Origin of the sequence: Streptomyces sp. AC602_WCS936, from assembly GCF_019049125.1 — a bacterium.
In the GTDB taxonomy this organism is placed as follows: Bacteria; Actinomycetota; Actinomycetes; order Streptomycetales; family Streptomycetaceae; genus Streptomyces.
Window position 1 is genome coordinate 64,572 of record NZ_JAGMUF010000112.1, and the last position, 11,805, is coordinate 76,376.

Genomic DNA, 11,805 nt, shown 5'->3' on the forward strand with positions numbered 1-11,805 from the left:
CTTCGACTCCTCGTTCCCGCTGACTAGTTGATCCCGCCGGACAGCCGCTCGGCCTCCTCCGCGGCCCCGGGCGGCAGCAGTCGCCGCAGCCGCTCGTTGACACCGGCGAGGGCGCGCCGGTCGCCCGCCGCGACGGCCCGGCGGCCCTCGAGGATCGCGGCGTCCGCCTGGGCGCGGGAGAACATGTCGTCGCGGACCTCGACCAGCGCGTTGAAGACCACGTACTCCCACTGGTCCGTGCGGCGCAGCAGCTCGACGTGGAACTCCCCGGCCCGCTTGATCAGCCGCCGCAGATCGGCCGGTGAGGCGTCCTCGCCGAGCGCGCCGGCGCGGTCGCGCATGGTCTGCAGCTCCCGCCGGTCCGACGGGCCGCCGCCGACCTGCTCGATGACGTCCTCGCAGGCGCTGAGCAGGTCCCACAGCTCGCGTTGCAGCCCGGGGATCTCGATGGCCTCCTCGATGTCGTCGAGCAGTGACTCCACGTCGCGGATGCGGCGGTCGCTGGTGACGGCGGCACCGGTGTCGACGGCCGCCGCGTCGACCTCCTTGCGGAGCTGCGGGACGGTCTTCTGCTCGGCGAGGTCGTCCAGTCGCGCCTGTGCCTGTTCGGAGAACACGTTCTCGGCCTGGTCCTGGAGGAGGTGCACGCGCTGTTCCAGGTCGTGCAGCCGGTCCACGAGTTCGCCGTGTTCGGGCGCCAGCAGTTCGGAGCGGTCGATCGTCGCCTCGAACTGCTGCTCCAGCAGCGGGATGTCGGCGGTGACCAGGACCTCCCGGTTGCTCGCCTGGATCTCGAACGTCACCTCGACCTCGCTCTGGGCCGGCAGGTCGATGCGGATGTCGCGCGGGCGGACCTCGATCAGCCCGACCCGGGTGTTGCGGTCGGCGCGCCGGCGCTCCCCCTCCAGCAGCGGGATGCGGATGACGGCGTCCGGCTGGGCGCGGCGCAGCGGGATGGTCGTCCGGTACGGCTTGGTCACCTGGGCCGGCAGCGTGGTGCCCTTGCGCAGCAGCGGGTCGAAGGTGCCGTCGGCCTTGCCGATGCCGAGTGTGCCGGTGAGTACCGCGTCGCCGGGCAGGACGGAGGCGTGGGCGATGGAGAAGGTGTCCCCGGCGAGGTTCCGCCGGGTGCCGGAGGTGTCGGTCAGCTCCACGGTGAACCGGGACCTGGCGTCGGTGTCGATGGCCACCTCGGTGTAGAAGGTGCCGTCCGGGCCGAGTTCGGTGCGCGGTCCGCGGAAGGGCGGACGGCCCTCGGAGTTGGTCAGGGTGACGGTGTACCGCGTCCAGTCGACCGCGCTGCCGCTGCTGACCTTGCCGGAGACCGGGATGCCGGTGGTGTCGACGGACTGCGCCGGGTAGTGCAGCTCGATCGCGAACTCGCCCGGCGCCGCCCGCTGCGGCTTCTTGGGCAGCCGGACCGTGCGGGCGAAGACGGCGGCGCCGCGCGCGACGACGGTGGTGGGGTCCTGGCTGTGGTCGAGGGGGATGCCGGGGCCGTCGTCAGGGTCGGCGAGCAGTTCGCGCAGCCCGGGGCTGAGGGTGGCGCCGCCGACCAGGAGCAGCCGGTCGATGTGGTCGGGGCGCAGGGAGCTCTCGGCCAGCGCCTCGCGGCACAGGCGGATCGCGCGGGTGTAGAACGGCAGCGCCAGGTCGTCGAGGGCGCCCCGGGTCAGGGTGTATTCGAAGGGTTCGGTGCCGCCGCTTCCGTCGTCGAGGTCGACGGAGATCTCGACCGAAGCGGCGCGGGACAGCGCGATCTTGGCGTTCTCCGCCTCCAGCTTGAGCTTGGCGAAGTTCTTGCGCCAGCGGCCGCGGTGGGTGCGGTCGAAGTCGGCGAGGCCCAGGTCCCGCCGGACCGCGGGGGCCAGCAGGTCGTCGACGAGGGCCCAGTCGATGAGCTTGCCGCCCAGGTAGGGGTCGCCGGCGTGCTGGATGAGCTGGAGTTCGCCGTCGCGCTTGCTCATCAGGGCGGCGTCGAAGGTGCCGCCGCCCAGGTCGAACACCATCCAGTGCGCGGAGTCGGACGCGTCCTGCACGCCGTAGGCGATGGCGGCGGCGGTCGGCTCCTGCACCAGGGGGCAGTTCTCGCCGAGTCCGGCGAGGGCGGCGGCGGAGCTGGTGGCGTTGTTCTGGTTCAGCGCGAAGGAGGCCGGGACGGTGATCACGGCCGCCTCCGGCTGGTGGCCGTACTCGTGTGCCGCGTCCTGCCGCAGGGACTTGAGGACCTCGGCGGAGAGTTCCTCGGGCGTCAGCGACGTACCGGTGCGCTCGAAGAGCCGACTCGCGCCGGCGGCACCCATCTCCAGCTTGAACTCCGCGTAGGCGTTGCCGGGATCGGTCTCCGTGCGCTCCCGGGCCCGCCTGCCCACGTGGACCACCCCCTCCTTGGGGACCCACACGGCGGAGGGCGTGAAGTCCCAGCCGTCGTTGTTCTTGATGACGCGTACGCCGTCGTCCTCGGCCACCGCGATGGCGCTGTTGGTGGTGCCGAGGTCGATTCCGAAGTCGATGGTCTCGCGCATGGTCGTGGTCTCCTTGGTGGTTCAGCCGGCAGTGGCTCAGCCGGCGGGGGACGCGGGCCTGCCGACGACGACCTGGCCCATCTGGATCCGTTCGCCGCGGAAGTAGACGGTGGGCCGGACGGTCTCCAGCACGGTCTCCCGGTCCAGTCCCGGCTCGTCCTGGATCACCAGGGCCTCCAGGGACTGACCGGAGTCGAAGGGCATGCCGTCGTGCTCCTGGATCTCCAGCCCGTCGTCGGCGAGCGCCTGGCGGCTCGCGTGGACCTGACGGCGCACCTGCCTGAGGTCGGCCGCAGAGAGGGGGCCGGTCCCCTTGTCGAGCTTGCGCAGGGCGCGCCAGATGCCGATGGCCGCCCCCAGCAGCGCGTCGGTTCCGGCGCCGGGCCGTTTCGCCAGGGCTTCGGCGGCCTCCGCCTCGGCGAGCACGGTCGCGGCCCAGTCTGCCTGCGCGGGCGTCAGGAGCGGGCGGGGGACGCGGAACTCGGGCGGGTGCCGGAGCTGGCGGAGCGCGGCGCGCGCGTCGTGCACGCGCCGCCGGACTCGGGATGTCACAGGCGGAACCTCCTTCTGGCTCGGTAGTCCTGGATTTCGCCGTACCAGTCGTAGATCCGCTCGGCGGCGCCGACGACGAAGCCCAGGGCCAGGAAGGCGCCCAGCGCCCACTCCCACCCCTTGACCGTCCACAGCACGATCAGCCCGATGATCGCGAGGAAGGTCAGCCAGCAGCCCACTGCTTCGAGGAAGGCCGAGCCCTCGCCCGACTGCCGCGCGGACGAGTGCGAGAACCTGGTGTTCTGGGACCACTCGTAGATGACGTCCCAGTTCTCCTTGAACGCCCGCACATGGGCTTCCGGGGCGATCTCGTAGGCCTTCTCCGCGAGTTCGACCACCGTCTCCGCCTGCCGGGGGGTCGGCGGCCTGAACTGGTGATGGCCCAGCATCGCCACGGCCAGATTGCCCACGCCCACGGCGACGACGTGCGAGACGTCCTCGTACCGCCAGTCCGAAACGAACTCCTTGAGTTCACCGATCCGGTCGAACGCCGGGAGCACCTCCCGCCGCAGGACCCGTTCGGCGTCGCCGAACAGTCCGGCCTCCTTCTTCGCGTTCGCGGACCGCACACCGTCGGTGATCTCCTGGACGGTCTCCTCCACCGTCTCCTCGAACAGCCCGGAGAAGAGGTCCGCGAAGGCCGCGTACTCCGCCCAGGTCGCGCAGACGCGGGCGAGCCGCGGCCGGAAGCCGGGGTCGGCGGCGAGGTCCCGGAACGGGGAGGCCAGGAGGCGGGGAAGCTCGGTGAGGAAGTCGTCCGCCAAGAGCCCGCCCAGCCGGGGGTCGTCCAGTTCGCCGATCCGGTGGGCGAGGTGCCGCCGGAGCTCGGGGCGTTCCAGCAGCGGTCCCCAGCCGGCGGCCGCGCCCCGCCACAGGGTGTCCCGCTCGTCCGGGGCCGTGGTGGTCCGGCCGGCCTCCGCCTCCAGCGCCATGGCGTGCAGGCGCACCGCGTCGTCGTGCTCCTCGTGCACGGACGCCGGACAGCCGCATCCGGGGTCCGGCTCGCCCCAGCGCCACAGGAGTTCGTCGACCAGCCGCCGCCGCGGGTCCTGGAACTCCTCGAACGCGGCCCGCACCTCTTCCTTGCGGCGCCATCCCGTGAGCGGCGAGTCCGGGTCCGGGGGAAGGTGGTCCCGCACCGCGAGCCGGGCCTCCAGCCGCTGCCTGTGCTGCCGTACGGCACGGCCCTGCGCGGTCACCGCGAGCCCCGTGACGGCGAAGGCGTTGTCGTGGTACAGCCGCAGGCCGGCCAGGTCCGTGAAGCGGGACAGTTTCCCGGTGCCGCGCCGGAAGGCGGACGGCTGCTCCGTCCGGCCGCCCGCAGTCGTGTCGTCCATCCGCTCTCCATACGTCCGCTGCCGGTACGTCCGTTCCTTGTGCGCCGGGCCGTTCACATGACCACCCCGCGGCGCCAGGTCATCAGCCGTGCCACGTGCCGTTCCCTGAGCCGGGGGTGGCGGCTGACGGCCTCTTCCAGCTGGTTCGCGGCCTCGGCCAGCCGGCCCGGCGTCCGGGAGAGCTCGACGGCGGCCCGGACCTGCTCCTCGGCGGCCCGCTCCACCTCCGCCGGCGCATCCCGGGACGGCTGCGGGCCCGGTGAGGGCCGCAGGGCCACGGCCCGTTCGGCGACCTCGCGGGCGGTGGCGGGCCGGTCGGCCGGGTCCGTCCGCAGCATGTCCGTGATCAGGCGGTCCAGTTCGGGTGCCACCTCGTCGTTGTAGGCGCTCGGGGGCGGCAGCGGGCGGTTGAACCGCTCCAGGGAGAAGGACTGCACCGGGTCCCCGCCGTCGTACGGGAACTGAGAGGTGAGCAGGAAGTACGCGATGGTGCCCAGCGCCCACACGTCACCGGCGCACGAGTACCCGGTGCCCCGGCGCAGCACCTCCGGCGGCATGTAGGCGACCGTTCCCTGGGCGCTGGCCGCCATGGTGCCCGGGTCGGTCTCCTTGGCCAGTCCGAAGTCGCTGACCTTCACCCGGAGCCCGGACTCGTCGTAGGTGATCAGCACGTTGGCCAGGGACAGGTCGCGGTGCACGATCGGGTGCGGTCGCTCGTGGGCGACGGCGAGCCCGTCCGCGGCCTGGCGCAGCACGGCCGACGCCTCACCCACCGGTACCGCGCCGGAGTGGGAGGCGACGAGCCGTTCCAGGCTGCCGCCCGCGACGTACTCCATGGTGATGTAGCCGCGCACGCCCTCGGAGGTCTGCACGGTGCCCGCGTCGAACACCCGGATGATGTTGGGGTGGCCCAGGGTGGAGAGGATGCGTGCCTCGTCGAACAGCCTGGAGGTGGCCTCCAGCGAGGCCACGTGCTTGAAGAGCTTGAGCGCCTGCCAGCCGAGGATGTGGTGCCGCACCCGGTACACCTCGGCGAAGGCGCCCTCGCCCAGCCGCCGATCCACGACGAGCGCCGAGTTGATCCGCTGCCCACGGGTGAGCAGGGTCCCCTCCGCGCCCGTCGTGTCCCCCGTCATCGGCTCCCCCTTCTGTGCCCCCGTGCACGGCCACCGTGACACGCCCCTTCCGGGACCCCTCCCGGACGCCGGTCAGGAGTGGATGACCCGGAGGTGGGAGATGCGGACCTCGCCGTGGTTGCGTGCGGCGCACGGCTCGGAGTTGTCGCAGTTGGCCTGCGTGTAGGCGCCCGCCTTGAAGTAGTTGGTGTCGCCGTCGTGGGAGACCGTGGTCTCGAACCGGCCGTTGTAGTACGCGTCGATCTCCCCGTCCTTCGCGACGAACCTGGCCTCGAACTCGGTGCCCAGCTCGTAGTCGTCGGTCACCAGGTGGTGGTGGCGGTCGTCGCCGTCGGTGACGTAGAGGCGGCTGCCCTCGAGGCGGAAGACGGTGACGTCGTCGTCGCCGCCGTGGACCTGCGCGCCGACCACGTAGGGCCGTTCCTCGGGCAGGGCCGTGAACGCCTCCCTGACCACGAGGGTGTGGGTGCCGTCGGTGGTGGACCAGGCGGCCTCGTCCTCGCCGCCCTCGGTCATCTCCCGCAGCTCGGCGCGCGGGTAGCTGGAACCTCCCGTGGTGACGCCGTCGACGGCGGCCCGGAACCTCACCGCGTCGCAGCCGGCCTCGGCCCGGAACCAGGGAGCGGCGGAGAAGGTGGCCAGCTCGGGCTGGGTTATCTCGGTCGGGTCCTCGTCCCCGCCGGTGGGCAGGGTCAGCTTCCAGTTCGTCAGGTCGAGGACGTCGGCGGGGTACGCGCACCGGGCGGCCGGCCGGTCGTGCGGGGCCGGGGTGCCCGCGTGGGCGGACGGTGCGAGCGTGGTGGTCGAGACGGCGGCCGTGATGCCGGCCAGCACGAAGGTCGGGGTACGAGCCATGGAGGGGCGCTCCTGTCGGGGGTGGGCGGTCGGTGCGACGCGTACCGTAGGCGAAGCTTCCGGGACCGGTCCCGGCGCCCGCGACCACGGCCCGTACGGGCATGGGTGCGACTCATGGAGGCTCTGGGTAGACGGTGCGAACGGTCCGCTCCACGCAGTAGGTTCGTTCCGTACGCGCGGCAGGGGCCGTGTGGGGTTCCGGAGTCGACCGAGGGGGAAGATCCGTGCGTTCCGGGGACCGGTTCGCCGACCGTTACGTCCTCAAGGAGGTCATCGGCGCGGGACGGGGCGGCGATGTGTGGCTGGCCCACGACACGGTGGTGGGCCAGGACGTCGCGCTCAAACCGGAACGGGCGGACGGCGAGAGCGACGCCGCGGTACGGCGGCTGCTGGGTGAACCGCGTGCCATGGCCAAGTTCCGGGGCCATCCCCACGTGGTGACGCTGCTCGACGTCGTGACCGAGCCGCTGGGCGGGGAACGGGACGGGGCCGCGGGGAGCGGGCGGACGTACTGGTTCGTCATGGAGTACGTGACCGGGGGCGGCCTGGACCGGCAGCCGACGGTCTCTCCACAGCGGGCGGCGCGCATCGGTGCCCAGCTCGCCGACGCCCTGGCCGCCCTGCACGAATCGGGCATCGTCCACTGCGACGTCAAACCGGCCAACATCGGCCTCACCCGGCACGGCGACGCGAAGTTACTGGACTTCGGGGCCGCCTACCGGGTCGGCGGCACGGAGACCATCACCGTCAACGGCCCCTTCAGCTTCACCCCCGACTACGCCGCCCCCGAGCTGGCCAGGGGCAACGTGCCCCGGCCCGCCTCGGACGTGTTCTGCCTGGCCGCCACCCTGCACGCCCTGGTCACCGGTGCGCCGCCACGTGGCGGCACGCCCCTGGAGGAAGCCGGCTCCGCGGGGACGGGGGACGACGGCGAGGAGGCCGAGCGGCTGCGGTACTGGAAGGCCGAGCAGGGCGTCGTCGAGGTGGACGCCGCCGTGGGGCCGCTGTATCCCGTGCTCACCGCCATGCTGCGCCGCGATCCCCGGCAACGCCCCGACGCCGCCGAGGCCGGGCGGCTGCTGGAGGAGATCGCCGGGGCCGGTCCGAAGACGCCCCGGGACAGCGCCGACACCGTCACCGGTCGCCGGCGCCTGCGCCGGCCGCTGATCGCGGCGGCCGTCGGTGTCAGCGCCGCACTGGCCCTGGCGCTTGTTGTTGTTTTTTCCGGCCACGGCGACGGCGACGGCGGGAAGGCCGCCCCCGGCCCCGGGCGGAGCGGGACGCAGACGCGCGCCTCGGACGGTGAACGCCGGGCCCTGATCGGCGATCCGCACACGGCCGACGTGTGCGCGCTGGCCGACCCCACCGCCCTCGACGGGTTCGGCGACGGGGACGTCCACGTGGACGTGGACTACGGCAACTTCGACCGCTGCGACGTGCTCGTCGGCATCGACGAGCGGACCCGGATCGACGTGTCGGTCAGTCTCCTCCAGGGGGCGCCGCCGGAGGGATCGGAACCCTCCCGCACCGTCGGGAGGGTGGGCATCCGCGAGGAGGAGGCGGAGAGCGGCGAGTGCGAGCTGCTGCTGACCTCCGAGGGCGGTGCGGACGGCACCCTGGTCGGCATCCGCGTCAACATGGGCAAGGGCTCGGTGGTCGGCGGCAGGGCGACCCTGTGCACGGTCGCCGACAAGGCCGCCACGAGCGCGGCCGAGGTGCTGAACCGGGGCCCGGTCCCCCGGCGCTCCCCGGCCTACCCGCCCACGTCGCTGGCGTGGAAGGACGCCTGCGAGCTACTGGACGCGCAGGCGCTGTCCGCCGTCCCCGGCCTGCGGGCCGACGTGCCGGAGGTCGGGGTCGCGAACTGGAGCTGCGAGTGGGCGAGCGACGTCGACGACCTGGACGTGGAGGTGAGCTTCTTCCGCGACCAGCCCAAGTCCGCGCAGGGCGAGGCCACCGCCACCGAGCTGAGCGGCTACCGCACGATCGTCGAACCGGACGCCGAGGGCGACACCTGCGCGGTCTTCGTCGAGTACCGCAGGTACAGCGGCCAGGGCGCCGAGACCGCCGTCGAGATGGTGCGACTGGACGTCGGCGGGCAGCGGCCCGCGGACCGGCTCTGCACGACGGCCACGGACCTCGCGGCCTCGGCCGCCGCCGAACTCCGCGCGCGCTGACCCCGCGTGCCCGCCTCCTCAGAGCGCCGGGTCCGGCCAGGACTCGTCGTCCTCCATCAGCTCCAGGTCCGGCGGCACGAGGGTCGTGGACTCCACGAGGCCCCTGATCAGGTTGTGCAGCAGACTGTTGTCGGCGGGGCGGCCCCCGGACTTGTCGTGCAGCAGCGGGTACTTGAACCCGGTGCCGTGCAGCCGGCGGCGCACGGCCTCGACGCGGAACTCGATCCGGCGCTCGTTCCACCTGCCGTCCGGACGCAGGTAGGCCAGCCGCTCGGCGGCCTGACGGTACGACAGGGGACGCGGGTCCTCCTCGTACAGCAGGTACCGCTGGCCGAGTACGACCAGCAGCAGCCGCTCGTCGTCGTCCAGCGACCACGTCTCCGGCCGTACGGTGTCGGCGCGCCGCCGGGACACCGGCCCCTGGTCGTCGTGGCCCGCCACGTACAGCTCGACCAGGTGCTCGCGGTAGCCCGAACCCTTGACGAACAAGGGGGTGTACCCGGGGGCGAGCGGGAGCGGCTCGGTGCTGAGGTGCATCATCCGGCCGCGCGGCAGCCGGACGAGCTGCTGCCCGGTGTTGCGCAGCCACCACTGTCCGCGGCGGTAGGTCAGCTCGCCGTGCCGCCGGCTCACCCGCAGGTCGTCCACCCCGACCCCGAGGTCCACGTCCGGCTTCTCACCGCGCCCGAAGCGGACGGTCAGCCCCTGTCGGGGCGGCGCGCTGAGCTCGCCGGCGACCGTACGGGCGTGCAGGGTTCCGGGCGTGGTGGGCGCCACACCACGAGCGAGGCTGGTGGAGAGAGTCATCGCTGGTCTCCTCGGTTCGTGAGCTCGGCGTACGGCAGCCGCTCGGCGGGCGTCCGGCGTACCGACCAGTGTCCGCGCCCGCCCCGGGACCCCTCCCGCCCCAGGTGGAGGAGGTGGCGTTCAGCGGCATCGGCGCACGACCGAGAGGCCGCACCGGAATGTCCCGGTACGGCCTCTGGCCTGTTGCTTCACGTCGGGACGACAGGATTTGAACCTGCGACCCCTTGACCCCCAGTCAAGTGCGCTACCAAGCTGCGCCACGTCCCGTCGCGTCCACGCTTCCGTGTGATCGCGCTGGTCAAGCCTACCTCATCCGCGGGACGGGCACGCCGATGGTGCAGCGGGCCAGGTCCACCGCGTCCACCGGCGACGACCACCCCGATGATCACATCGCGAGACGGCGTTGCGCCCGGCCTCCCGGCGGGCGTTACCTCGCACGGTGCGAACCGAACGACCCGAACGCGTCAACAACACCACCGGCGGCGACCGCTCCGCGCGGCGCGCCGTGACCGTTTTTCCGATCCTCGTCCTCCTGGCCGGCGCCCTCGGCCTGCTGCTCCCCGGGAGTTTCACCGGGTGGAGCGAGGCGGTGCCGTACCTGCTGGGTGTCGTGATGTTCTGCATGGGCATCACCATGACGCCCGAGGACTTCCGCGGGGTCGTGAAGCGCCCCTGGGCGGTGGCCCTCGGCCTGGTCGCGCACTACGTCATCATGCCGGGACTCGGTTGGGCCGTCGCCCACCTGCTCGACCTCCCCCCGCAGCTCGCGGCCGGTGTCATCCTCGTCGGCTGCGCGCCCAGCGGCACCGCCTCCAACGTGGTGACGTACCTGGCGCGGGGCGACGTCGCCCTGTCGGTCTCCGTGGCGACGGTCTCCACCCTCGTCGCCCCTCTGGTGACCCCGCCGCTGACGCTGCTGCTGGCCGGCGAGTACCTGCCGGTGGACGCCGGGTCCATGGTCACCGACATCCTCAAGACGGTGCTGCTGCCGGTCCTCGCGGGGCTGGCGGTGCGGCTGCTGGCGGGACGGTACGTGGAGCGGGCGCTGCCGGCGCTGCCCTGGCTGTCGGCGGTGACGATCTCGGTGATCGTGGCGGTGGTGGTGGCGGGCAGCGCCGACGCCATCAAGTCGGCCGCGGCGATGGTGTTCCTCGCCGTGGTCCTGCACAACGGGCTCGGGCTGGCGCTCGGTTACGGCGCGGGGCGCCTCGGCCGGCTCGGCGAACCGGCGAGCCGCGCGATGGCCTTCGAGGTCGGCATGCAGAACTCCGGCCTCGCGGCCTCCCTGGCCACCGCCCACTTCAGCCCGCTCGCTGCCCTGCCGGCGGCGGTGTTCTCCGTCTGGCACAACGTCTCCGGCGCGGTGACGGCGGCGTGGCTCTCACGCCGGGGGCGGTGACGTGTGAGCCGGTCCGGACCCGACCGGCTCACGCACCATGAACACGTCCACCGAGTCCTCGGTCTCCACGGTGAACCCGTGCCGCTCGTACAGCCTCCGGGCCGCGCTGCCCCGCAGCACGTTGAGACGGACGAGGTCGCCGCCGCGGTCGCAGCGCGCCAGCAGTCCGCGCAGTACGGCCGAGCCGATCCCGGCGCCCTGGAGGCGCGGGGCGAGGTAGAAGTGCTCCAGCCATCGGGCGTCCCGGGCCGGTCGCAGCGCCACACAGCCGGCGAAGGCGTTCTCCACCTCGATCACCCAGGTGTGCGTACGGTCGAAGCCGTCCCTCAGCCGCTGCCGCACCCGCCGCTCGTCGTACCGGCCGAGTCGCTCCAGGTCCGGCCGCAGTACCACGGCCCGCAACTCCGCGACGGCTTCCACGTCCGACGCCGACGCCGGCCGGAGTTCCCACTTCACCATGATCGCCACACTAACGGCCGGCCCTGCTCGGTTCCGGGCGTCCACCGGTCGCTACGCCGGCGCGGCCCGGGTCACGCCGAACTGCTCGGCGAGTCCGTTCGGACCCGACGAAGTGTCCGTGGACACCACCGGATACGCCACACCCTGTCGCCCCCGAAGCCTCCTCGGCCCCGGGTAGCGTCACCGCACATGACCCACAGCTTCGTCGTCCACGTCCCCGACACCGAGCTCGAACCCGAGCCCCTCTCCCCCGAGCAGATCGTCTCCGGCAAACCCGAAGTGACCGGCAAGGTGGTCTGGGAGTCGGCGGACGGCCGCCAGGCGCGCGGGGTCTGGCAGATCACCCCGGGCGTCGTCACCGACACCGAGGCGGACGAGATGTTCGTGGTGCTCAGCGGCTCGGCCACGATCGAGGTGGCGGGCGGCCCGACACTGACGGTCGGACCGGGCGACCTGGCGGTACTGCGCGAGGGCGACCGCACGACGTGGACGGTGCACGAGACGCTGCGCAAGGCGTACGCGATCAACCTGGGCTAGCGGGGCACCCGCCGGGCTTTG

General features: G+C 72.8%; 10 protein-coding genes and 1 tRNA gene. 3 read left to right on the forward strand and 8 right to left on the reverse strand.

Annotated elements, in window-relative coordinates; translation table 11 throughout:
• Positions 1-23 precede the first annotated feature (23 nt).
• The 5 genes from KUM03_RS30020 to KUM03_RS30040 form a co-directional block, all read right to left on the reverse strand.
• The gene (locus tag KUM03_RS30020) at positions 24-2,525 is read right to left on the reverse strand and encodes an Hsp70 family protein (RefSeq protein ID WP_217253467.1); all 2,502 of its coding nucleotides are present in this window, start codon (positions 2,523-2,525) and stop codon (positions 24-26) included.
• Positions 2,526-2,561: 36 nt separating this feature from the next.
• Positions 2,562-3,077, reverse strand: coding sequence for a hypothetical protein (locus tag KUM03_RS30025; protein WP_217253470.1), 516 nt, complete (start codon positions 3,075-3,077; stop codon positions 2,562-2,564).
• Complete coding sequence (locus tag KUM03_RS30030) at positions 3,074-4,414, reverse strand: hypothetical protein (protein WP_217253471.1); 1,341 nt, start codon at positions 4,412-4,414, stop codon at positions 3,074-3,076. Before KUM03_RS30030 ends, KUM03_RS30025 begins: the two co-directional genes overlap by 4 nt.
• 53 nt (positions 4,415-4,467) lie before the next feature.
• On the reverse strand, positions 4,468-5,550 hold the full coding sequence (locus KUM03_RS30035) for a serine/threonine-protein kinase (RefSeq protein ID WP_217253473.1): 1,083 nt from the start codon (positions 5,548-5,550) through the stop codon (positions 4,468-4,470).
• A 72-nt stretch (positions 5,551-5,622) separates the two neighbouring features.
• On the reverse strand, positions 5,623-6,405 hold the full coding sequence (locus tag KUM03_RS30040; RefSeq protein ID WP_217253476.1) for a polysaccharide lyase family 7 protein: 783 nt from the start codon (positions 6,403-6,405) through the stop codon (positions 5,623-5,625).
• A 224-nt stretch (positions 6,406-6,629) separates the two neighbouring features.
• Between KUM03_RS30040 and KUM03_RS30045 the strand changes: the two genes are divergently transcribed.
• Positions 6,630-8,582, forward strand: a complete 1,953-nt coding sequence (locus tag KUM03_RS30045; protein ID WP_217253478.1) for a serine/threonine-protein kinase — start codon at positions 6,630-6,632, stop codon at positions 8,580-8,582.
• Positions 8,583-8,600: 18 nt separating this feature from the next.
• On the opposite strand, the gene KUM03_RS30050 is transcribed toward KUM03_RS30045, so the two are convergent.
• Positions 8,601-9,389, reverse strand: coding sequence for an FHA domain-containing protein (locus KUM03_RS30050; protein WP_217253481.1), 789 nt, complete (start codon positions 9,387-9,389; stop codon positions 8,601-8,603).
• A gap of 193 nt (positions 9,390-9,582) precedes the next feature.
• Positions 9,583-9,656 (reverse strand) — tRNA-Pro (locus KUM03_RS30055).
• A 172-nt stretch (positions 9,657-9,828) separates the two neighbouring features.
• On the opposite strand from KUM03_RS30055, the gene KUM03_RS30060 reads away from it, so the two are divergent.
• Complete coding sequence (locus KUM03_RS30060) at positions 9,829-10,788, forward strand: bile acid:sodium symporter family protein (protein WP_217253484.1); 960 nt, start codon at positions 9,829-9,831, stop codon at positions 10,786-10,788.
• Here KUM03_RS30060 and KUM03_RS30065 read toward each other — a convergent pair.
• Positions 10,771-11,247, reverse strand: coding sequence for a GNAT family N-acetyltransferase (locus KUM03_RS30065; RefSeq protein WP_217253486.1), 477 nt, complete (start codon positions 11,245-11,247; stop codon positions 10,771-10,773). The genes KUM03_RS30060 and KUM03_RS30065 overlap by 18 nt on opposite strands.
• 189 nt (positions 11,248-11,436) lie before the next feature.
• On the opposite strand from KUM03_RS30065, the gene KUM03_RS30070 reads away from it, so the two are divergent.
• Entirely contained in the window at positions 11,437-11,784 is a 348-nt protein-coding gene (locus tag KUM03_RS30070; RefSeq protein WP_217253489.1) for a cupin domain-containing protein, read from the forward strand.
• The last annotated feature ends 21 nt before the right edge of the window (positions 11,785-11,805 follow it).